At 42.7% G+C, this 24017-nt stretch carries 19 protein-coding genes; 10 read left to right on the forward strand and 9 right to left on the reverse strand.

Going from position 1 to position 24017, the window contains the following annotated elements; all coding sequences use genetic code 11:
• Positions 1 to 49 precede the first annotated feature (49 nt).
• The 5 genes from cysS (at position 50) to pdxH (ending at position 7769) form a co-directional block, all read left to right on the forward strand.
• Positions 50 to 1516: a cysteine--tRNA ligase gene (gene cysS, locus PSYCG_RS04990; RefSeq protein ID WP_041772244.1), complete on the forward strand. Its 1467-nt coding sequence runs from the start codon at positions 50 to 52 to the stop codon at positions 1514 to 1516.
• Positions 1517 to 1744: 228 nt separating this feature from the next.
• On the forward strand, positions 1745 to 3586 hold the full coding sequence (locus tag PSYCG_RS04995) for a mechanosensitive ion channel family protein (RefSeq protein WP_020443223.1): 1842 nt from the start codon (positions 1745 to 1747) through the stop codon (positions 3584 to 3586).
• 400 nt (positions 3587 to 3986) lie between these two features.
• Positions 3987 to 5459 carry an IMP dehydrogenase gene (guaB, locus tag PSYCG_RS05000; RefSeq protein ID WP_011280629.1) on the forward strand — a complete coding sequence of 491 codons (1473 nt, stop codon included), beginning with the start codon at positions 3987 to 3989 and terminating at the stop codon, positions 5457 to 5459.
• 245 nt (positions 5460 to 5704) lie between these two features.
• Entirely contained in the window at positions 5705 to 7072 is a 1368-nt protein-coding gene (gene glmM / locus PSYCG_RS05005) for a phosphoglucosamine mutase (RefSeq protein WP_020443224.1), read from the forward strand.
• A gap of 46 nt (positions 7073 to 7118) precedes the next feature.
• A complete protein-coding gene (gene pdxH, locus PSYCG_RS05010; RefSeq protein WP_020443225.1) occupies positions 7119 to 7769 on the forward strand; it encodes a pyridoxamine 5'-phosphate oxidase in 651 nt (216 codons plus the stop codon).
• 132 nt (positions 7770 to 7901) lie between these two features.
• Here the strand turns inward: pdxH and PSYCG_RS05015 are convergent, their stop codons facing one another.
• The 7 genes from PSYCG_RS05015 to PSYCG_RS05045 all read right to left on the reverse strand — a co-directional run bounded on the left by PSYCG_RS05015 (position 7902) and on the right by PSYCG_RS05045 (position 16104).
• Positions 7902 to 9293: an HlyD family secretion protein gene (locus PSYCG_RS05015; protein ID WP_020443226.1), complete on the reverse strand. Its 1392-nt coding sequence runs from the start codon at positions 9291 to 9293 to the stop codon at positions 7902 to 7904.
• Between the two features lie 101 nt (positions 9294 to 9394).
• Positions 9395 to 11011, reverse strand: coding sequence for an MFS transporter (locus tag PSYCG_RS05020; RefSeq protein WP_020443227.1), 1617 nt, complete (start codon positions 11009 to 11011; stop codon positions 9395 to 9397).
• Between the two features lie 168 nt (positions 11012 to 11179).
• Complete coding sequence (locus PSYCG_RS05025) at positions 11180 to 11815, reverse strand: glutathione S-transferase family protein (protein WP_011513349.1); 636 nt, start codon at positions 11813 to 11815, stop codon at positions 11180 to 11182.
• 33 nt (positions 11816 to 11848) lie between these two features.
• Positions 11849 to 12526: a type 1 glutamine amidotransferase domain-containing protein gene (locus PSYCG_RS05030; RefSeq protein WP_011513350.1), complete on the reverse strand. Its 678-nt coding sequence runs from the start codon at positions 12524 to 12526 to the stop codon at positions 11849 to 11851.
• A 206-nt stretch (positions 12527 to 12732) separates the two neighbouring features.
• The gene (locus PSYCG_RS05035) at positions 12733 to 13782 is read right to left on the reverse strand and encodes an NADP-dependent oxidoreductase (RefSeq protein ID WP_020443228.1); all 1050 of its coding nucleotides are present in this window, start codon (positions 13780 to 13782) and stop codon (positions 12733 to 12735) included.
• A 112-nt stretch (positions 13783 to 13894) separates the two neighbouring features.
• Complete coding sequence (locus PSYCG_RS05040) at positions 13895 to 15115, reverse strand: iron-containing alcohol dehydrogenase (RefSeq protein WP_020443229.1); 1221 nt, start codon at positions 15113 to 15115, stop codon at positions 13895 to 13897.
• A gap of 350 nt (positions 15116 to 15465) precedes the next feature.
• A complete protein-coding gene (locus PSYCG_RS05045; protein ID WP_020443230.1) occupies positions 15466 to 16104 on the reverse strand; it encodes a TetR/AcrR family transcriptional regulator in 639 nt (212 codons plus the stop codon).
• A 276-nt stretch (positions 16105 to 16380) separates the two neighbouring features.
• On the opposite strand from PSYCG_RS05045, the gene PSYCG_RS05050 reads away from it, so the two are divergent.
• On the forward strand, positions 16381 to 17871 hold the full coding sequence (locus PSYCG_RS05050; RefSeq protein WP_020443231.1) for an aldehyde dehydrogenase family protein: 1491 nt from the start codon (positions 16381 to 16383) through the stop codon (positions 17869 to 17871).
• Between the two features lie 92 nt (positions 17872 to 17963).
• Here the strand turns inward: PSYCG_RS05050 and PSYCG_RS05055 are convergent, their stop codons facing one another.
• Positions 17964 to 18203: a hypothetical protein gene (locus PSYCG_RS05055; RefSeq protein WP_020443232.1), complete on the reverse strand. Its 240-nt coding sequence runs from the start codon at positions 18201 to 18203 to the stop codon at positions 17964 to 17966.
• A 203-nt stretch (positions 18204 to 18406) separates the two neighbouring features.
• Here PSYCG_RS05055 and PSYCG_RS05060 point away from each other — a divergent pair, with 203 nt between their 5' ends.
• The 4 genes from PSYCG_RS05060 to PSYCG_RS05075 all read left to right on the forward strand — a co-directional run bounded on the left by PSYCG_RS05060 (position 18407) and on the right by PSYCG_RS05075 (position 23068).
• Entirely contained in the window at positions 18407 to 20608 is a 2202-nt protein-coding gene (locus PSYCG_RS05060) for an ATP-dependent helicase (RefSeq protein ID WP_020443233.1), read from the forward strand.
• A gap of 237 nt (positions 20609 to 20845) precedes the next feature.
• A complete protein-coding gene (locus PSYCG_RS05065; protein WP_020443234.1) occupies positions 20846 to 22093 on the forward strand; it encodes an NAD(P)/FAD-dependent oxidoreductase in 1248 nt (415 codons plus the stop codon).
• A 66-nt stretch (positions 22094 to 22159) separates the two neighbouring features.
• Positions 22160 to 22498 carry a RidA family protein gene (locus PSYCG_RS05070; RefSeq protein WP_020443235.1) on the forward strand — a complete coding sequence of 113 codons (339 nt, stop codon included), beginning with the start codon at positions 22160 to 22162 and terminating at the stop codon, positions 22496 to 22498.
• Between the two features lie 147 nt (positions 22499 to 22645).
• A complete protein-coding gene (locus tag PSYCG_RS05075) occupies positions 22646 to 23068 on the forward strand; it encodes a hypothetical protein (RefSeq protein ID WP_020443236.1) in 423 nt (140 codons plus the stop codon).
• An 88-nt stretch (positions 23069 to 23156) separates the two neighbouring features.
• On the opposite strand, the gene PSYCG_RS05080 is transcribed toward PSYCG_RS05075, so the two are convergent.
• Positions 23157 to 24005 (reverse strand): enoyl-CoA hydratase, encoded by an 849-nt coding sequence (locus tag PSYCG_RS05080; protein WP_020443237.1) that lies wholly within the window; start codon positions 24003 to 24005, stop codon positions 23157 to 23159.
• Positions 24006 to 24017: the final 12 nt, after the last annotated feature.

The following is a 24017-nucleotide window of genomic DNA, read 5'->3' on the forward strand; positions in this document are numbered from 1 at the left end:
ACATGATTGCTAGGCTTGTTTTCTCTTATACTTTTAATTTAAAGGCTTTATGACTATGACCACACCTCTTGCAGACGCGATGTCTCAGCTTGCCATTTATGATTCACTGACTGGCGGTAAACGTCAGTTTGTACCACTCAAAGCCGGGCAAGTAGGTATGTATGTGTGTGGCATGACGGTTTATGATTACTGTCATATCGGTCACGCTCGGGTGATGGTTGGCTTTGATATGGCAGTACGTTGGCTTGCACAATTGGGCTATGACGTAAATTACGTGCGTAATATTACTGATATTGATGACAAAATCATTACTCGTGCTGCCGAAAATGGTGAAGAGATTGGCGCATTGACCCAACGTTTTATTACTGCCATGCATGAAGATGCGACAGCACTTGGCTGCTTGTCCCCTGATGCAGAACCGCGTGCGACCGATCATATCGATGAGATGCAGCAGATGATTGAGACGTTGGTTAGTAATGACTATGCCTACGCGGGTGATAATGGTGATGTCTACTATGCAGTGGATAGCTTCGCAGATTATGGCAAATTGTCAAAACGTAACCTTGATGATATGCAGGCAGGATCACGGGTTGAAGTCGAGAACGATAAGCGTAATCCATTTGATTTTGTGTTATGGAAAGCGGCGAAACCGGATGAGCCGCAATGGGCATCAGCGTGGGGTCAAGGGCGTCCAGGCTGGCATATTGAATGCTCAGCAATGTCGACCAAATGCCTTGGTAATACCTTTGATATCCATGGAGGCGGTCATGATTTACAGTTTCCGCATCATGAAAACGAGATTGCCCAATCTGAAGCAGCAACCGGCTGTGAATACGCGCGTAACTGGATGCACGTTGGTTTTATCAATGTTGATGGCGAAAAAATGTCCAAGTCATTGGGGAATTTCTTTACCATTCGTGATGTCATGGCAAAATACTTACCAGAAACGGTTCGTTTCTTCTTATTGTCGAGTCATTATCGCAGTCAAGTAAACTTCTCTGATAGTGCCTTGGACGAATCGCATAATAGCCTAAGCAGGTTGTATCAAGCATTAAAAGTTGCTGAACAACAAAAAGGTGAAGTACTTATTATCGATGAAGCCTTGATTAATAATGCCTACGCCAGTGCAGTGGGACAAGACTTTATCAAAGCCATGAATGACGACTTTAATAGCTCAACGGCAATCAGTGTGCTGTTTGGATTAGCGCGTGATATCAATAAAGCGAGTAAAGCACAAGATGTAGAGACTGCATGGCAATTAGCGCAGCACTTAAAAGCTTTGGCGCAAACGCTTAATATTTTACAGCAGCCTGTGCAGCAGTTCTTGCAAGCCGTCATTGGTGAAGTAGCTGAAGATAGTTTAACCGACGAAGCCATTGATGGGCTAATCATCGAGCGCGCTGATGCCAAAACCAATAAAAACTTTGCGCGTGCTGATGAGATTCGTGTGCAGTTGAAAGAGGCTGGTATTGAGCTTGAAGACAGTCGTGCGGGCACCACTTGGCGCCGTGCTTAATGTAAGCATTAGTTTTTTGCGCTTGTTCATTCACAAACAATAATAAATTAAGCCAGCTATCTGCTGGCTTTTTTGTGTCTTCTGCATTAGCTTAATATCATACTTATTAGCAAGAGTTTTTGTATGCAAACTCCTTTCGGATTTCTCAGGACTCACTCTCTACAGTCTCATGCCCAGTTTCTATCGCGACTGCTCTTTATAATTGGCAGCTTATTTATCCTATTAAATATGGCGTGCATTTCTGCTTATGCAGCAAGCAGTACTGAGGAAATAGACAGTCAAAATATTGAAGAGACAGTTACTACAAAACCAGAAAATTTGGTTGAGTATGCTGCGCAAAGAATCGATAAGTTAAAAGAAGAAGGAGTGACTGTTTCTGCCGTTGCAGCAGAGGTAATTAGCCCGCTAGAAAAAAGGACAGTGCAGCAAGCAGGTGTGCTACAAGGAGATTCTGGTCTCACTGGTGATTATAACGAAAACTACTATACGTTAGATAAGCTTAATGCAGGTTTGCCGCCCTTGTCTGAACCGCCGAATTTGTCGACACCCCTTGCCACATTAGAGTTTTTCCAATCGGCAGTCATGAATCAGCAATATGATTTGGCAGCTTATGCACTAAATATGAACTTGATTGATAGTGAATCACAGTCGAATCAAGCAATGGATTTGGTCAAACAGCTTGATTTTCTGTTGATTGAAAAAAAGCTCTATGTTTTTGATGAATTGCCAGATCGTCCTGACGGTTTGATTGAGCCACCGCTTGGTAGCACAAACAGTATTCAAGGCATTCCTAGACGTTCGATTCAGCTTGGTTATATTGATTATCGCGAGCGCCGAGTACCCTTGCATCTAGAGCGTGTACGTATTGATGATAGTGCGCCTTTTTGGGTATTTTCAGCGCAGACGGTGGCAAATATTGATAAGCTTTATGAGCAATATCATCCGGCAAAGTTTGAGCGCTATCTGCCTAGTTGGACCAAGCTAAAGCTTTTTAATATTGCTATCTGGGAGTTTTTAGCGTTATTTATATTCTTCTCCTTTACCATGGGCATTGGCTGGCTGCTAAGTACTGCCGCTGGCAAGCTCCTCAATTGGTATGTCATGGATAAAGAAGGCAACCGTCTTGGCACCCTTCATCACAACGGTGTAGAGGATTTGGTCAATAAGCTGACAGTACCGCTAACCTTTACCATCAGCTTCTCATCGGTATTTACCTTGGTATCGGGCGGCTTCCCTTACTTGGATGCAGTCGCTTCCTCGACACGTCCGATTATTTGGATTGGATTGGTCTTTAGCGCCATGTGGCTCGGTATACGTGTTATCAATTTTTTTGCCAACCGCTATCAAGATATGCAGATTGAAAATCTAGGAGAGGAGCAGTTTGACAAAGTGCGCCGTCGTCGAACTTACGTATCGATATTTCGCCGCGTCTTCGTATTTGTCATGGTGTTGGGCAGTATTTGGATAGGTCTGAGTGAGTTTGCCAACATGGAAGGCTTTGGCAAAACCTTACTGACTTCGGCTGGCATTGCTGGCGTGGTCATTGGTATCGCCGCTCAACCAATACTGGGTAACATCATTGCTGGAGTACAGGTAGCAGTGACCCAGCCCGTACGAATTGGCGACAGTGTGATAATGGATGGCAACTTTAGTACCGTTGAAGACCTGCGTTATACTTATGCGGTACTAAAAACATGGGATGAACGTCGATTAATCGTGCCGATGCGCGAATTGATCACCGAAATGGTAGAGAACTGGTCGCATACAGAAGTGCATCAGACCTGTCCTGTGTTCTTATATATCGATTACGGCGCAGATATTGACGCCATTCGGCAGCAGTTTATTTCGGTAGTGAAAGACAATAAGCTTTGGGATAATAAAACTGAGCCTGAAATATTTGTCGTTGAGGTAACTGAAAAGACCATTCAACTGCGCGGCGCTGTTTCAGCGGTAGGCCCTGTAGAAGCATGGACACTGGCCTGTGAGATACGTGAGCAGATGCTTGATTATTTGTACCGTGAACAAAAGCATTATCTACCAGCTGAGCACCTTGTATTGAGACAAAAATAGTCAATATCTATTGGTTTAGCGCTTAAAAAACTTGAATGTACAGCGTCACTATCGATAGACAGCTTTGGGTAAAACCTATTGACAAATATAGCATGCGATTTGCTTGCTTATTTGTTATAATATGGCGTTATTTTTAAGGGATAATTCAGTTGTTAAGCATTGTATAGTTAGATTTTGGGGCAGGTAAAGGGCGCTGTATTAGCCAGTCTGCTGAGCCAATGATTTAATGAGCAATGATAAATTGATGATGTGCCGAGCGAATGTTTGTATTTAGTATTTGTTCCCCACAGTTTTATTATTTTCTGCTAGGTTTATAACCTTATGATTTTGATAGAATTTCTGTTGATTTTCTTGATGCTGTATTGCCCACCCATCAAAATAACCACTACTAGGGGTCTGTATGTTGCGAATTGTCGATGAAGCCTTAACCTTTGATGACGTTTTATTATTGCCAGCTTATTCAGAAATACTGCCAAAAGCTGCTAATCTAACGACCCGCCTAACAAAAAGTATCACGCTAAATTTACCGCTAATTTCTGCTGCTATGGATACAGTCACTGAGTCTGAGATGGCCATTACCATGGCACAACTTGGTGGTTTAGGTATTTTGCATAAGAGCATGGATATCGATAAGCAGGCAATGCAAGTGCGCCGCGTCAAAAAATTCGAAGCTGGTACTGTGGTTGATCCTATTACTGTGCATCCAGAGATGACCATCGGTGAGTTATTAAGACTGACCCAAGACAATAACATCTCAGGCGTGCCAGTGGTTGAAAAGGGCACTGATAAAGTAGTTGGTATCGTTACTCATCGTGACTGGCGCTTTGAGACCAATCTATCATTGCCTGTCAGCCATATCATGACGCCAAAAGAGCAGCTCGTCACCGTTAAAGAAGGTGAAAGCAACGAAAACATCAAAAGACTGCTACACGAACACCGTATCGAAAAAGTTATTGTTATCAATGATGATTTCCGTTTGCGTGGTCTGATTACGGTCAATGACTTTGCTAAAGCTGAAAACAATCCCAATGCTTGTAAAGATGAGCAAGGTCGCCTGCGTGTGGGCGCAGCAGTTGGTACGGGCGCTGATACTCAAGCACGCGTTGAAGCTTTGATTGCGGCTGACGTCGATATCATCGTTGTTGATACCGCGCATGGTCACTCAAAAGGCGTTATTGATAAAGTATCTTGGATTAAAAAACATTTCCCGCATGTACAGGTGATTGGCGGCAATATCGCGACAGGTGATGCTGCAAAAGCCTTACGTGATGCTGGTGCAGATGCGGTCAAAGTTGGTATTGGTCCAGGATCTATCTGTACCACACGTATCATCGCTGGTATCGGTGTGCCGCAAATCTCGGCGATTGATAGTGTTGCAAGCGCTTTGCAAGACAGTATTCCATTGATTGCTGATGGTGGTATTCGCTATTCAGGTGATATGGCAAAAGCCATTGCTGCTGGTGCATCATGCATCATGGTTGGCTCACTTATGGCAGGTACAGAAGAAGCACCGGGTGAAGTTGAGCTATTCCAAGGTCGCTATTATAAAGCTTACCGCGGTATGGGTAGCTTGGGCGCGATGTCAGGTCAAAACGGTTCATCAGATCGCTACTTCCAAGATGCCAAAGACGGTGTGGAAAAATTGGTACCAGAAGGTATCGAAGGTCGGGTACCTTATAAAGGTCCAGTCGCTGGTATTGTCAACCAATTGGTAGGTGGCTTGCGCTCATCTATGGGCTATACCGGCTGTGCCACGATTGAAGATATGCGCAGCAAACCACAGTTCATCAAAGTTACCTCAGCGGGTATGAAAGAATCACACGTCCATGATGTGCAGATTACCAAAGAAGCACCTAACTATCGAGTCGACTAATTATATCTTTGCCGCTATAGGATACGATGACTCGCAGCCGTACAGTGTCAAGCGACGTTAAGATACAAACAGCCAACAATGCCTTGTTATTGTTGGCTGTTTTTTTTGTAAAATACAATCATAGATTATTCTAATAATTGATAACTGTTTGTCTTATCAAAACCATTGATGACAGTGAATGATTGAAGCTACTGAGCCTGCTTCCACGTAGGGGCTTTTACTTTTAGACTTAAGGAAAAATAATAATGAGCTACTTTGGCACTGATGGTATTCGCGGTAAATTTGGTGAGCTGCCAATTACGCCAGACTTTATCTTAAAGCTCGGTTATGTCACAGGATTGGTGCTGATAGAAAACAATCAAAATTCGCCGCGTAAGCCAAGTGTTGTGATCGGTAAAGACACGCGGTTGTCAGGCTATGTGATCGAAGGCGCACTACAAGCCGGCTTTAACGCCGCTGGCGTCGATGTATATATGTTAGGGCCATTGCCCACACCTGCTATCGCACATTTGACCCGTAGCTTTAATGCCGATGCAGGCGTAGTCATTTCTGCCTCACACAATCCATATTATGATAATGGCATCAAATTCTTCTCAGCCGACGGCAAAAAACTAACTGATGCAATGCAAAATGCTATCAATGATAAGTTGGACGCTATTATGGCGGCTGAAGGTAATAACGATGCCGTAATGCCTATTCTTGATCCGGCACAATTGGGTAAAAATAATCGTATCGATGATGCGAAAGGTCGCTATATTGAATTCTGTAAAGGCAGCTTTCCCTATCAATATGATTTAGATCATCTGACTGTGGTCGTCGACTGTGCAAATGGTGCAGGCTATAGCGTGGCGCCTCGTGTCATGCGTGAGCTGGGCGCCAATGTCATCGCCATTAATAATAAGCCTGACGGTGTCAATATCAATGCTGATTGTGGCTCAACGCATCCTGAAGGTCTGCAAGAAGCAGTGCTAAAATACGAAGCCGATGTGGGCATTGCCTTAGATGGTGATGGCGACCGTATTGTGATGGTCGATGAAGCCGGCAATTTGGTTGACGGCGATGGTATCTTGTATGTGCTCGCTACTCAAGGTCAAACAAAGGTGGCAGGTGTCGTTGGCACCCTAATGAGCAATATGGGTTTAGAGTTGGCGTTAAAAGCGGCTGATATTGAGTTTACACGGGCAAAAGTAGGCGATCGTTATGTGATGCAAGAGCTTGAGGCCAACGGTTGGATATTGGGCGGTGAGCCGTCAGGTCATATCTTATGCTTGGATAAAAGCCGGACTGGCGACGCTATTATTGCAAGTTTGCAGATACTTGCAGTCATGCAAGCAAGAGGCAAAGCACTAAGTGATTTAACTGAAGGCTTTGAAGTATTACCACAAAAACTGGTCAATGTACGCTTATCTCAAATGCAAGATCCGTTTGAGCGTGAAGAGCTGGTTGCCGCTTTTGATAAAGCACGTGCCACTCTAGAGGGTCGTGGTCGCTTGCTTATTCGCCAATCCGGCACAGAGCCGATGATTCGAGTCATGGTTGAATCAGATGATGAGATAGAGTGTGATGTAATGGCGAATGATTTGGCAGATAAAATAAAAGCCATATTGGGTTAATAGTCTTTGATATAAACATACTAGAATAGCAAAATAAGGGAAAATCATGAGTATGGACTTTAGCGATCAGCGTTTGTCATATGAAAAAGGTCAACTAGACCAACAATCAATACCAGCATCACCGTTTGAGCTGTTAAATGTTTGGATGAATGAAGCAATAGAGGCGCAAGTACAAGAACCATATGCGATGAGCTTAGCGACTTGTGGGGCGGACAATAAACCCAGCGTGCGTATTGTTCTATTGCGTGAAATTACAGATAAAGGCATCGTTTTTTATACCAATTATGAAAGTGCCAAGGGTCAAGATATCGCTGAAAACCCCAATGCCGAAGCGCTGTTTTTTTGGCACAAGCTTGAGCGTCAGATTCGTATCAGCGGCAGTATTGCTAAAATTGATGCTGATAAATCTGCTGCTTACTTTCAAAAACGCCCGCACGATAGCCAAGTAGGCGCATGGGTTAGTCAACCACAAAGCGGTGAAGTTGCCAATCGCGATGTGATGGAGCAGACGTTTGAGCAATTGAAAACAGACTATCCAGAAGGCGCAGCCGTACCAACGCCTGAGTTTTGGGGTGGTTACGAGATTACTGTCAATGAGATGGAGTTTTGGCAAGGTCGCGCCAATCGAATGCACGACCGTATTGTCTATCATAAAGAGGCGGATGGTAGCTTTAGTACCAAACGCTTATTGCCTTAAACGTAATAGGTAGCGGATGATATGGGCTTAGAAGAAGTTCATGTCTATAAACATGTCTATAAAAAAGCCACTTTACCTGTCATATTCATATGGCAAAAAAAGTGGCTTTTTTTCATTTCTTTTATAGTGGAGCTATTTGGTATCAACATCTACCGAAACAGACATACCAGGACGTAGGCGGGCAAGCTCCGGCTGGTTAGAGTCTAAGTCGATGCGTACCGGAATACGCTGAGCGATTTTAATATAGTTACCTGTCGCAGGATTGGCAGCGCCAGCACTGAATTCACTGCCTGTTGCGGGTGATATATTGCTGATCCGTCCGCTAAACCGTGTGCCACCTAAGGCATCCACATGAATAATGGCAGCTTCACCAATGGTCATATTTGCCACTTGCGTCTCTTTAAAGTTGGCAATAATCCATACGCCTTTTGGTACGATATACATAAGCTGCGTACCAGCAGTGACATATTGTCCTATTTTAACAGTCAACTGACTCAGTTGTCCTGATTCACGGGCGCGGATTATGGTGTTATCTAAGTTAATTTGTGCTTGTTTTGCGGCAGCTTCAGCATTTTTGATATTGGCATCTAAAGAAGAGCGGCTAGCCGTCGTTTTTTCGCTGCCCTCGACCGCCACTTGTAAATTGGCTTCCGCTTGTTGGACACCGGCTTGTGCTTTTGCTAATTGAGCTTCAGCATGGGCAACATCTGCACTTGATACTGCACCAATGGCAATCAAGCCCTGATAACGGTTGACGTCCTCTCGGGCACTGTCGACACTCACTTTGGCGCTATAAACATCTGCCTCACGTGCCTGAATCTGTGCTTGGCTGGTGCCAGTATCTTGCGCATTACTAGAGCGATTGGTTAACGCAATATCGATATTTGCCTGCGCTTGTTCGAGCTGCTGCTGAAAAGTACGGTCATCTATTTTTACCAATAAGTCACCAGCTGCAACATTCGCAAAATCCTCTACTGCTACTTCTGTCACATAACCTGACACTTGCGGACTGATAATGGTGGTTTGTCCTTTAACAAAAGCATTATTGGTTTGCTGCATGGTTGGAGTAAAAGGTGGCAGTTTCCACGCATAGAGAATGAGTGCCACACCAATAACAATCAGCGCAATCAGTAAGGCTAAATTAAAAAATGACTTCTTTTTGGGCGACCAACCTGCTGGCGCAGGAATAGATTCAGTGGGTGGCATCGGTGTATCATCTTTGCCATCGCCTGCCTCAGTGCTGTCTATTTTATTTGTATCAGCGGCGTCTATAGGCTCATTGGTATTCGTAGGTAAGTCATCAGAAGGGTCGGTTTGAATCCGAGTTGCAGGCATAGTAGGTTCAGGTTGAATGGCTGCTATATTGGTATTTGTGTCATTATTGGAAGCAATGTGTGACTGTGATGGTGTACCCACAACCGCTTGATTTGATAATGATTCACTAGCTTGAGCATTTTCAACAGTTTTAGCTGTTTTGTTAGGGGTGCTTGCGTCATCAACGCGGTTCGGTTTGTTTTCGTTCATGACACGCTCCTAAAGGGTTTAATAAGCATAATAGATAACGTTACAATAATAATAAGAGAGAATAGGCGCTATAGAATACACAATAGCATTTGCATAATCTGCTATTTTTTGCCCATCATTTCTGCTAACGCGGCAAGCTCTTTACCAAGTGGGTTGCGCTTATGATATAGATAATAGAAATAAACCATTAATAAATAGATCGCGGTAATCGTAGCGCTCACTGCCATTAAAAAGAATAAGTCATCATAAGCGGCGACGGTCGCTTGGCGCTGAATCCCTTGTAATATTTGAGGCATGGTTGCCGGATCGCCGGTACTCATGGAGCTGACCATATCCGCATAGTGCATTTGGGTGCGAATGGTGGTAAAGGCTTGAATTCCCGCCGCACCTGCTAAACCGCCAACCGTTTGTGAAATACCAAAAATCACCGAGAAGCTAATAATATAAGCCGGACCATTAGCAATGGCACGAAACATCCCTTCAAATACCATCGGTCCCATAAAGTAAACGGCAGCAAAGGCAATGATAAACTGGCTAAAATAAAACATCGCCGGTGTAGAATTCAGCGACAAACCCGTATCTATCCATGCACCAATCGCAATCAATGCCACGGCAAAAATCACCGGTCGACGCAGGTCCATCGCATTGGTCGTAAAAATGCTAAGCACCAATGCCAGTGCACTAGCGGCTAAAATAATGGCATAGAACACAATCAGCTGATCATTTCCATAACCGAGGTTAGCCAATAACCCTGCCGCGCCAACGCTTTGTTCAGACAGCAAAATACGCATCACAGCGCCCGTTATCATAAAGGCGATAATCGTCCGGCTGCGCATCCAACGTACTTGTAGCATTGGATTTTTACGATGGGTTTCAATCCACAACGCAATAGAAATGGTGACGACGGAAATAATCAGTGGATAACTGAGCCAAGGAGTCGTCCACCATAAAATACGCCCTTGTACCAAAAACACTGCCAATGCTGCAAGGCCAGTCGCAAAAAAAGCAAAGCTGACAATATCCAGCTTTTCAAAGACTTTTTCCATATTGCCGCGTGGCAGCTCAAGAAGGTTAATTAAGCCAAAGCATATCAAAGCTAAGCCTACTTGGAATAAAAATAAGCCTTCAAGTTGACCATCGGCGGCAAGATAAGGCGAGATGATGCGAGATAAAGGCACCCCAAACTGTACCAATCCAAAGCCCAAAATCAGCCCACTAATACGCCGAGCTGCTGGCATGCCTTGCAAACAATAAAAGATAGACAATACTGTCATAGCGCTCGCGACCACGCCGCTAAAGCCACGGGCAATCAGCTCTAAATAATAAGGATCAATGCTAATTCCGGTGGTTGAGCTCAATAGATGACTACTGACTAACCACTGCATACTGGTCGCTGAGAGCAAAAAGAATAGGGTGATTTTACTAAATAACGACATACCAAACTGTTGGCGAATTTTATAGAGCAGTACCGTGATACAGGCATTGGTCATATTGTAAGCGACTGATATCCAGCCACCCTCAACAGGGGTTAAGCCCATCTCACCTTGAATTTGAGAGAGGTTGGCGACTAATAGACCGTTTTGAAAACTGGCAGTAATACCGATAAAAATACCGATCAGTAAGTAAAATACTTTCCGATAAGTAGGATGATCGGGTGTGGCAGGAGAGCCCAGCATAAACGGCCGTTCATGAGGTTTAAACTGATAGTCGGTACTCATGGGCTATCTATCATCGGTAACGACGGATAATGTAAATTCATGATAACGCTCCCAGTTATCAGGCGGTGTCTGATCAGCGCTAATAAGAAAAAATAGCCCAAGAAAAGCTTGAGCTATTTTATCATAGTTTTTGATTATCGTTCGCATCTACGCGCTTAACCGTGGAATTTATGTCAGAGTAGTCATATCATAATTTGCTTCCAAACGCATGGCGCGCTGATAGCTATCAAGGCTTGCCAGTTGTAGCGCGTATTCTTTAATATGAGGATAATCCTCTAACGCCTCACGCTTAAGAAGCATAATCAAATCAAACGACAGCATAAAATCTGCACCGCTTAGCTTGTTACCCACGATAAAGGATTTGCCTGCCACCTCGTCATTTAGATAGCTCAGTAGCCTGTGTTTTTCTTGAGCGATATACCCTTTTAAAAATGCATTATCACCAGCACCTGCTTTATTGGTAAATAATTCAAGCAAAAGCGGCAGCATCAGCGAGCTTTCAGCAAAGTTAATCCACTGTAAATAATGACCATAATCTGCGCTATCGATAGCAGGGCGCAGATTATCAGGTGCAAACCGCTCAATCAACAGCTCAGTAATCGCACCTGACTCTGCATATAGCTCGCCATCCATCTCAATAACCGGAGACTTACCAAGAGGATGTACCGCTTTTAGGCTATCTGGTGCTAGATGCGTTTTGGCATCACGCTGGTGGCTAATAATTTCATAAGGTTGTCCCAATTCTTCTAAAAGCCATAACGTCCGTAATGAGCGTGATTGATTGAGGTGATGTAAGCGAATCATTTAGTTAGCCTTTTTGCAGTGGATTTGATGCTATTAAGCCTGTATTTTAGCCATTAAACGCTTGGCGGCTTCTTCTGACGACGCTGGATTTTGACCCGTGATCAGCAAACCATCTTCGACCACAAACGATTCCCAATCAGAGCTTTTTTCATAGTTTCCGCCATTGGCTTTTAGCACATCTTCTAATAAGAAAGGCACGACGTCAGTGAGTTGAACCGCTTCTTCTTCAGTATTACTAAAGCCTGTGACCGTTTTGCCTTTGACCAGATACTCGCCATCGATTTTAACGTTTTTGAGCGCGGCAGGAGAATGGCAGACAAAAGCAACGGGCTTATCTTGTTTGATAAACGTCTCAATTAATTCAATCGAGTTTTTATCAACGGCTAAATCCCACATTGGACCATGACCACCAGGATAGAATACTGAATCAAAATCTTCCGCTTTCATATCTGCCAATTTTTTAGTCGTTGCTAGGCGTTCTTGGGCTTCAGAATCTTCTTTAAAACGTTTGGTATCTTTGGTTTGAGCATCCGGCGTGTCACTACTTGGGTCAAGTGGTGGTTGACCGCCTGCAGGAGAGGCAATCGTGATATTGACACCGGCATCTAAAAAAGCATAGTAAGGCGCGGCAAATTCTTCTAGCCAAAAACCTGTCTTCTTACCAGTATCGCCCAATTTATCGTGTGAAGTTAGTACCATTAAAATATTCATAATTGTCCCTGTTTATTGTTGAAAGTTATTATTGAGGTTTATTATTAAAGCCTATCAGTACTGTGTTGCAGTCGGTATTGAAAATTATTAACGCTAAAAAACCGACTGCTGACAGTATTCATCTTTTAAGAATGACTTTCAGTAGCTGTCTTAACAAGTTATGTTGTTAACTGGTTATTTTCATGATTTTTTATGTTAGCTATCCGTTATTGAACGTCAGCCACTTTAATCACTGTCTTACCAAAGTTTTTGCCATCAAGCATGTCAAAGAAAGCTTGTGGTGCTTGGGCCAAACCATCGACTTGATGCTCTTTGGTTTTAACATCACCTGATTCAAGCCATTTGCTCATCGTAGCTAAGAATTCTGGGAAATGATCGCCGTATTCTTCAAAGATAATAAAGCCTTTTATGGTTAGACGTTTGCTTAAAATATTACCCATCAGGACACCCAAACGGTCTTTACCGTCCGGCAATTCAGTGGCGTTATATTGTGATACCAAGCCACATACTGGAATACGTGCGTGGGCGTTTAATAGTGGCAATACGCCATCAAAGACTTTACCACCGACGTTTTCGTAATAAATGTCGATACCATTTGGGCAAGCGATTGCTAGTTGTTCAGCAAAGTCATCGGCTTTATGATCAAGACAAACATCAAAGCCTAGTTCTTCAACTGCGTAAGCACACTTCTCAGCACCGCCAGCGACGCCAACAGTACGTAAGCCTAATTGATTACCGACTTGTCCAACAGTTGCACCAACAGGACCCGTTGCCGCCGCGACAACTAAGGTCTCGCCTTTTTTTGGTTTACCGATATCAGTCAAACCCATGTAACCTGTGAAGCCGGGCATACCAAGCACACCCAAGCCATAAGAAGGGTTTGCCATGTTTTTATCGAGTTTTAGGACGCCTTCGCCATCGCTGACGCTATAGTCCTGCCAGCCCGAGTTCGATACTACCAAATCACCGACTGCAAATGTATCGATATTAGACTCGACGACTTGGGCAACCGTTCCACCTAGCATGACATCGCCAATTTCTAATGGGTCAGCGTAGCTTGCGGCATCACTCATACGTCCGCGCATATAAGGGTCAAGCGATAAATATACGGTGCGTAATAGCATCTCGCTTTGGTTGGGTTTTGGAATCTCGCCAGTAGCCAATTCAAAATTATCGGCAGTTGGTGCGCCATGTGGGCGGCTGGCAAGTTTGATTTGACGATTTTGTTGTGGATTTTGTTGTTCATTAAAGCTCATGATAAAGCGCCTTATTTTATTTATTTTTGATTTTAAAGTTACCTGCCACTCTGAAGTGACAGGCTAGTGGTTTCTATAACGACAATATAACTATAGATAATTACTCAGAGAGTTAAGCGTTACTAGTAATGGCACGCTCTAGAATACGACGTGATACTGCCAAGTCGTTTTTACCATGCTCACCCAATTTCACCATACCATGCACTTCTAATTGCTTGATAATAGGATCAATGGCAGCAGCATCTAACTCGACATCTGCTAAGCTGACCGGCAGTCCAAGCTCGCGGAAGAAGTTTTCAGTCTGTTTGATAGCCGCTTCAATGATGGCGTCATCATTTAATTCAGTACCATTATCATCGACTGTAATATTCCAAACGTTGCGTGCATATTGAAGCAATTTGTCTTTTTTACTGTCTTTAAGCTCACGCATGACGGATGGCAATACGATGGTCAGCGTGCGAGCATGGTCAATCGCGTGCAATGAGGTCAACTCATGACCAATCATATGCGTCGTCCAATCTTGCGGTACACCAGTACCGATCAGACCATTTAGCGCCATAGTTGCCGTCCACATGATGTTTTTGCGGGTCTCTAAATTCTCTGGATCGGCTTTTACCGCTGCGCCTTCCTCAATCAGAATCTTTAATAAGCTCTCAGCAAAGGCATCTTGAACTTTCGCATTGACCGGATAGGTCAGGTACTGTTCCATCACATGAACAAAGGCATCAGCCACACCATTCATTACTTGGCGTTCAGGTAAAGTCATAGTTTTGGTTGGATCTAAAATTGAAAATTTAGGGAAGGCAAGTGCATTACCAAACGGCAGTTTTGCTTGGCGTTCACTATAGTTAATCACGCCGCCTGAATTCATCTCAGAGCCAGTCGCTGGAATGGTTAATACCGCGCCCAAATCAACTGCTGAATCGATCTCCCTGCAATAACTGGTGAGCGCATCCCATGCTTTATCGCGTGATACCGTACCATCTTCTTCAGTCAATGATGATACCAGTGCGACAAACTTACTGCCGTCAAGCACAGAGCCACCACCAACGGCTAATAAGAAGTCAATATTGTGCTCATTGACCATATCAGCAGCTTTTAGCAAGGTAGTAAATTCTGGATTGGCTTCAATACCACCAAACTCGAATATTTCGCGATTGCCACTGGCAGCTAATGCCGTTTTAACTTCATCTAACGTACCTGTACGTTGTGCTGAACTGCCACCATAGGTAATCAGGACACGAGCTTCTGCCGGTACAAGCTCAGCCAACTTCTCGATTTGACCTTCACCAAAGACGATACGAACGGGATTGTAATATTGAAAGTTATTCATAAGATTCCTAATATGTTTTCTGAGTATGAAAAAGGGATTTAAAAACTGAAAATAAAGTCTGCAACTTATTTGCATCTGTCCGCATTATATATTAATTAGACCGGTCGTCTAGTGATTATAGTAAATAGTTACAAAACTATCGTATAAGCATTTCAGCCGATATTAATTTAATCGAATTATTCAGTTGGACTTTTAATAGTAGTAGTTAATATTTTTCCTAAGTTAAAATATTAAGAAGATATCCTTGTTTAACACTAGATTATTATTAGTCAAACAAGGATAAGTAAGACAGAAGGATAGACAAAGCGAGAGCTACAGAATGTAAAGAGAGCGTTTATAAAATGAAAAAACTAGCGACCCATAGCGGTAGTAGTCATCAGCCATACTTCTGCTAATGGGGTATCCGTTTGACTAATTTTGGTCACTAAGCTGGCACCAAGCCATGCAAAATACCAACGTTTTGCCATACTCTCAGCCGCTACGTTAGCGGGATGAGGCACAGAACCGTCTGCCCAGCCGGCTTTGATTTGAGTTGCAAGCCATGTAATCGTTTGCTGATAGCCCGCATATAGGACTTTACGCATTGGCTCCGACATATCTGACACTTCAGCGCTAAGCTTTACCACCAAACATTTCTCATGAGCGCAGCCGCTTTGCTGTGTGTCATACCAGTTTTGGAAATAGTCATACAATTTCTGCTGGGCACTAACGTCTTGTGAACCAATAGTATCAAGGCGCTGCTTATACTGGGTAAAGTAGTGGCTGATAATCGCCTCGCCAAAGGCTTCTTTTGACGCAAAATAATGATAAAAAGAGCCTTTGGGCACGCCTGCCGTATCTAATATTTGTTTAATACCAACTGCGGTAAAGCCTTTTTGTGCGATGAGCTTATAGCCCGTCGTTAACAGATGGTCTCTGGTGTTCGATAATGCAATATTAGATAGCGAACTGTCTGGTTGAGTATGTTTTATAGCATTGGGTATAGACATGTGACTTATGTTCTCCTTAGAGAGACTAATTATTTAAGATGGTTTAACAAATTTATAAGTATTAATTGGCAAGTTACGTTTGTTCAACAAACAACAGGTTTAAAAGATTCTAATTTTTATAGCGTTTATGTTAGCATTAGACCAGTCGTCTATCAAGTTACGTTTGTTATTGTATGCTGCTATTGCTTATTAAACGTGTTACGGAATCTGATAGACGGCCATGATACGTTATAGCCACACTCTAATAATATTATTAAATAAAAAATAGGAACAATTATGTCAATAGAAACTAAAAATACGCAGGTAAATGTTTATACAGATTTTCATTTGCAATATATATCAGGCGAATGGAAAAAGGGTGATGACGATAGTATCAATACTAATACCAATCCGTTTAACGGTGAAACCTTGGTTGAGATTCAACAAGCAACGGATAAACAACTTGATGAAGCTTATCAAGCTGCCAGTGAAGCGCAAAAACAGTGGGCAAAGCAAACTCCGAACGAACGTGCTGCTATCCTTTATAAAGTAGTTAGTATCTTTGATCAGCGTCAAGATGAGATTGTCGATTGGCTCATTAAAGAGTCGGGCAGTACCCGTATTAAGGCGATGGTCGAGTTTAGCAGTGCGCGGGCGATTACCCTTGAAGCCGCAAGTTTCCCTAATCGGGTGCATGGCGAGATTCGCCCATCTAACACGCCGGGTAAAGAAAACTTTATCTATCGTGAACCGATGGGTGTGATTGCCGTGATTAGCCCATGGAACTTCCCATTACATCTAACCCAGCGCTCTATTGCGCCAGCATTGGCACTAGGGAATGCCGTAGTGTTAAAGCCTGCTAGTGATACACCGATTACTGGTGGGTTGCTGCTTGCAAAAATATTTGAAGAAGCCGGTTTGCCAAAAGGATTACTAAACGTCGTCGTTGGTAGCGGTAGTGAAATTGGCGATGCGATGGTCACCCATCATGTTCCGAGTTTGGTTTCCTTCACCGGTTCAACCTCTGTAGGTAAGCATATCGGTGAGTTGGCAAATGGCGGCGACTATATCAAGCAAGTGGCGTTAGAGCTTGGTGGTAATAGCCCGTTTGTCGTGTTAAAAGATGCTGATATTGAGCAAGCCGTAAAAGCCGCTGCCTTTGGTAAATTCTTGCATCAAGGTCAGATCTGTATTGCGATTAACCGTATCATTGTCGAAGATGAGATTTATGACGATTTTGTTACGCGTTTTGTGTCACACGTTAAGACCTTAAATTTTGGCGATCCTAGCAAAATTGATACGGCAGTCGGTCCGATTATCAATGAAAAACAAGTTGAGTCGCTAAAAGAAAAAATCGCTAAAGCGCAAGATGAAGGCGCAAAAATGCTATTAAGTGGTGAGATAAAAGGTCAAGTGGTGCCACCACACGTCTTTAGCGACGTCACACGTGAGATGGACTTGTCTTGCAACGAAGTATTCGGTCCTTTGGTTGGTATTATTCGTGCCAAAGATGAAGACGATGCGCTGTCGATTGCTAATGACTCTATGTATGGTTTATCGAGTGCAGTGTTTACCCAAGATATGGCAACAGGCTTGCGCTTTGCTCGCGGTATCAAAGCTGGCATGACCCATATTAATGATATCTCAGTAAATGATGAAAGCAACGCGCCATTTGGCGGCGAGAAAAACTCGGGTATCGGACGCTTTAATGGTGAATGGATACTAGAAGAGTTTACTACCTTGCATTGGATTTCAGTGCAGCATACGCCGCGTGATTATCCTTTTTAAACGTTTATTATTAAAGCTCTAATTTGATGTGTTAATAAAAAAGACTGCCTATAAGGCAGTCTTTTTTGTGCAGTCATAAGAATCTTATTTTCTCATTTAGCATGAAAGCCTAATAACCCTTGTATTTCTTCGATAGTCATATGTCTGATAAGCGCTTGTTCCTCAACGGTTAAGCGATTCGTATGTTCTTTTAACATGCTATAAAGACTGCGTGCAATCTCAGATGTCGTGGCGTAATACATCTGCGGTTCTTCTTTGGTCAGTTTTATCAAAAATTTATCAATTAATTTGCGTTTGTGAGTAGCAGCGTTTTCTTCGATTTTTTCAGTCATGATATTCTCCTAGGGATAAATCATTTAAGCAGTCGGCTTACTTATAGTCAATGAGTGTATTGAAAGTGGTAAAGCGTCAAGTAGGGTTGAACCTATCTGTAAGCTGCCCTAGATTGTCTTACTTATCTAAGACAGCCCCTAAAATTATTATCTTACTTTATAATGAATGGCACGCTAAACCATATCAAAGGTAATATCCTATAATGACCACGACCATTTTTGCTACCCACCATTATAATTATCCGCAAAATTTTATCGAGATGAAACCCAAGATTGCGCGGCTTGAACAGGCAATTAAGAAGCTTGAAGCCAATCTGATAAATGCGGATGCTGAGGTATTAGCGCAAAGGCTTAGCAATCATTTAGGGTTGCAAGTAGATTATGCCAGTGAGCTTAATGCCAATCAGCTATTGGCCGCCACGACTATTGAGGGCAAGGTATTGGTGATCGCCGGTGCCGGTTCTGGTAAAACCAAGACTTTGACCTATAGAACCAGTTACTTGATAGAAAATGGCGTGTCGCCAAAAGAGATTTTACTATTAACCTTTACTCGTAAAGCAGCCAACGAAATCAAAGGTCGGGCTAAAAAATTGCTGGCAAGCACACCATCTTTTGCCCAAAGGTTAAATGAGGATTTGGTAGAAGATAAATTGCCAAAAAATAAAGCCCTGAATGACATTACCAGTGGCACTTTCCATTCTTTTTGTAATATGCTCTTGCGTCAATACTCAGGTCTGCTTGGTATTAATCCAAGATTTACCATTCTAGATACAGGCGACAGTGAAGACGCTATCGATTTAATTCATAAGGAAAAAAAGTATCCGACCAAAATAACCAATCAGGCATTTCCGCGCAAAAAAACCTTGCAAAATATCTTCTCAACCTCTAGAAATCGGCGCATTCATATCCGCGATTTAATCGAAAACAGCTATCCTGATATTGCTGTACATATTCCTGTTATTGAGCAATTGGCCATTGACTTTCATGAGTACAAGCGTGTCAATCATTTATACGATTTTGATGACATCATTAGCCAAGTGGTGCGTCATTTAAAGACTAATGACACCTTTCGCCAACTGCTACAAAAGCAATATCGTTATGTCATGGTCGATGAATATCAAGACACCAATATTCCGCAAAAAGAGCTGATTGATCTCATCTGTGCGCCTACGTCAGTGTCGCTGATGGTCGTCGGTGATGACAACCAAAGTATTTATGCCTTTCGCGGCGCCAATTATGAAAATATCTTATTATTCGGAGAGGGTTACCCTGAAGCTAAGCTGATTAAACTTGAGCAAAACTATCGTAGTACGCCAGCAGTGCTTGATTATATCAATGCTCTGTCTGCTCAGATCACCTTGGGTTACCAAAAGCAGCTGTACTCTGGGGTTTCTATAGAAGGTGTAAAACCAATATTTCGCCGACTTAGCGATGAGAGCAAAGAAGCAAAGTATATTGCTGATAGAATTATCGAATTAAAACCAGACTATGATTATCAAGACTTTGCGGTATTGTGCCGAACGTCCTTTCAATCTAACTACGTCCAGCTAGAATTTATGGAACGTAATATCCCGTTTATTGTCGTAGGCGGTATTCGTTTTATTGAAAGACGCCACATTAAAGACGTCTTAGCATTTGTTAAGATACTTTATAACCCGAATGATACCATTGCATGGCACCGTATTTTGACCTTATTTAAAGGCGTAGGGTCGGTGACTGCTACGCGCTTAACCCAAGCGATTAATGCTGACAATAACTCTTTTGAGCCGTTATTAACAACAAAGTTTGCCAAAAAAAGCACGCAACTTGAGCCGCTGTATAAAATGCTAAGTCAAGCCAGCCAAGCAGAGTCGGTCGAAGCCATTATCGAGCTGATTCTAGATTTTTATATGCCCGTTTTAAAAATCAATGAAGACAATTGGCGTGAGCGTAGCGAAGATTTTCGTGTGCTCAAAAATCTAGCGTTAGAGCATGATAGCCTAGATAAATTTTTAGAAAATCTGGCACTCGATCCACCTAATGACTCGGTTGCCACCGAAGGTGAGCCTGAAAAAGGCGAAGAAGGTATCGACAAAAACAGGGATAAAGTGACTATTTCGACCATTCATAGTGCCAAAGGACTTGAATGGCCAGTGGTATTTGTAAATTCATTGGTCGATGGTATGACACCGCATCATCGCTCATTAAGCGATTTTGAAGAATTAGAAGAAGAGCGTAAGCTGTTTTATGTTGCTTGTAGTCGTGCAAAAAGCAGGCTGTTTTTAACTGCGCCCGATTATTTTTCGAGCTATTCAGGCTATTTTGATAAAGTGTCACGGTTTATCGCTGAAGTACCTGCTGATAAGATAACGGTGCTAACGGTAAAACAGCCTTTAGAAGAGAGTGATGATCCAGTTTGGTGGTGATAAAAAATGCTATAAACGTTGGAAAATAGCTTAAAAAATGACTTTTGTTTTTCATTAGGTTGTCACTATTCCTATCAAAAATACCTTGCATAAAGACATATAACCAAAAGTGTTTATTCGTAAAAATATTTAACAGATAAGGGTTTAAAAAATCTTTCAATGCGTTACTATGACCACCTTACCCGTTATATTCATCTATTTAACACTCTGTATCAAAGCCATAAAAAGGGATATGTTATGCGTCATGAAGTTATCGTTATCGGTGCAGGTATGGTTGGCACCTCGGTTGCTTGGCATCTACAAAAAAACAATGCTGAAGTTTTGCTTATAGACAAAAAGCTACCGGGCTCAGAGACTTCATACGGCAATGCTGGCTTGATTCAGCGTGAGGCAATTCATACGCATCCGTTTCCGCGCCAGCTGACTGAAATGATACGTGTATTGCCAAACCAAGGTACTGATATCCGCTATCGCATACCAGCTATTCTTCGTTATCATCAGGCACTATTGCAATACTGGAAATACTCTACACCTGCCTCAGTTAAAAAAATCGAAGGCGAATGGCAAACACTAATTGAGCATTGCACAAGCGAACATCAAACCATGATTAGCGCCTCTGGTGCAGATGAGCTGATTACCCGCGATGGTTGGTTGCAATTGCATCGCTCTGAAGACACCTTTAAAGAAGCCATTGCGCTAGCTATCGATGCTCGCAATCAAGGTGTTGAACATAATGTATTGACAGTTGAAGAATTAAGAGTCATGGAGCCTAGCGCCAATTTTGACGAGTTCGTCGGCGCAATTCATTGGTTGAATTCTTGGCAGGTCTCAAACCCAAGCTTTCTGGTTAAAGCCTATGCAAAAAACTTCCAAGAAATGGGCGGGACAGTTAAAGAGACTGGCGTTCAAGAAATCGTACAAGAAGATGGCGGCTGGAAAGTTATCACCGATACCGATACCTTTTATAGTGATAAGTTAGTCATCGCAGCAGGACCTTGGTCTAATGATCTCATCAAGCCGCTTGGTTATGATTTGCCATTATTCCCGATGCGTGGCTATCATCAGCATTTTAAAGTCAACGAAAAGAACACCATCCATCATAGTATGTTTGACATGGATAAAGGTTTCGTCATGGGACCGATGCAGCAAGGTATCCGTATTACCACCGGTGCGGAAATGACTACCATGAATGCACCAAAGAATTTTGGACAGTTAAAGACCGTGCTCAAGCTGGCGCGAAAAATCCTGCCATTAGAAGATGCAGTTGAGAGTGAAGCATGGGCAGGCTCGCGTCCTTGTATGCCAGATATGAAGCCAGTTATCGGTCCTGCAAGTAACCATGAAAAATTATGGTTTGCCTTTGGTCACAGTCATCAAGGTTTCACATTAGGACCAATGACCGGTCGTCTCGTTGAAGAGATGATTCATGAAAAACCGCTATTGGTCGATATCAAGCCATTTAGCGCTGATCGCTTTTCTCGCTAAGTAAGATTTCATAAAACTTGAGTCATTTATACATTTTAAAGCATTAAAAATTAAGGATAATAATCCATGCAAAAGCTCCATAGTAATCAACGTATGAGTAAAATTGTGGTTCATAATCAGACTGTTTATCTATGTGGTCAAGTGGGTAACGCTGAAGATGATATCAAAGCCCAAACCTTAACTTGCCTAGAGAAGATCGAAAGCTTGTTACAAGAAGTCGGTAGCGATAAATCAAAGCTACTGTCAGTGACTGTCTGGATAAAAGATATGTCAGATTTTGCCGCAATGAATGAAGTGTGGGATAAGTGGTTTGAAGGCGTACAGCCGCCAGCTCGTGCTTGTGGCGAGTCGGCATTGGCACGTCCTGAGCTATTGGTTGAGATGATTGCCATCGCTGCTGAGTAAATACCAGTATCTGCTGCTTGAAACTGAATAACGATAAGAGGGCGTGATATGACTATCATGCCCTTTTTGATGAGCGACCCATGCAAATAGTCTATAATTAACCTTATTGACAGTTATCTGATAAGTAGCAAAAAAGGGTTATAAAAAATGATTAATACTAAAATCTATCATTCAATTTATGTGTTGGCAGAAAAACTATTAGAAGCGGACAGTGCCAATGATAAAAAGACATTTGATACGTTGTATGTACAGCTAAAAGACCTGTGCATTGAAAACGAAAAAGGCAATAAGGATCATCCAGAGCAGTGGGAGACATTGGCTGATTTTACGGAAGATTTGGATGAAGCGCTAGTTATTTACCAGAAGGCCTTGGATAAAGCAGCAGCGATTCAATCAAAAGAGCATTTATCATCGATAGCCTTTTCGATGGCTGAGTTACAGAGCGAGCTTGGACAGACAGAGGCAGCGATTAAGAGCTTACAGAGTGCTAAAATTACTGCCAGTAAGCTCGACGATAAAGCATTCAAAAGTGAGATAAATAAGAAGCTTGCAAAATTACTAGCTGAGTAATCTTAATTATTGCCATTTCTTATTTAAAAAACGCCTTTGTTATTTAAAAAAGTGGCGCTGCCAACGCTAACAAAGATATCTTGTATTATCAGATAAAAATATCGTTCTTAGCGTCCTGTCCTGTCCATACGGCAGGACGCTTTTCGATAAAGGCGTCAATCCCTTCACTTACATCATCTGCCATCATATTACAGCTCATCACCTCGCTGGCATACTCATAAGCATCTGCCAAATCCATATCCAGTTGTTTATAAAACATAGTTTTGCCCGTTTTCAGAGCGACTGAGGATTTGGCGGTAATGGCGTCTATCAGAGATTGTAGCGTTTGGTCTAATTGCTCAGCGCTTGCCACACGATTGATCAGTCCCTGCTGTAGTGCAGTGTAGGCATCTATAAATTCACCAGTAATCAGCATCTCAAATGCTTGCTTACGAGATAGGTTGCGACTGACTGCCACCGCAGGGGTAGAACAAAATAGCCCTACATTGATACCAGAGGTGGCAAATTTGGCAGTGTCCGAGGCGACGGCTAAGTCACAGGCTGCGACCAGTTGACAGCCAGCAGCAGTGGCGATACCTTGTACCTTAGCTATCACCACTTGTGGCATACGATTGATGGTCAGCATCATCTGACTACATTGCTCAAATAAGGCGCGCTGAAATGCTTCATCTGGATTGGCACGCATCTCTTTTAGATTATGTCCGGCACAAAATGCCTTGCCATTTGCGGCAATCACCAGCACTTGCACGCTTGAGTCTTTCGCAATACTGTCAAGCTCCGCTTGCATAGCTGTTAGCAGCTCAATCGATAATGTATTGAATTGTTTGGAACTGTTAAGTGTCAACGTTACAACACTGCCTGAATTTTTTCTAATAACCAATGGCTCATTGGTGTTCGTCGAAGGAGTCACTGATTGAATGGGGTTAAACTGGCTCATTTATCGTCCTTG

The sequence above is a fragment of the Psychrobacter sp. G genome (genome assembly GCF_000418305.1).
GTDB lineage: Bacteria > Pseudomonadota > Gammaproteobacteria > Pseudomonadales > Moraxellaceae > Psychrobacter > Psychrobacter cryohalolentis.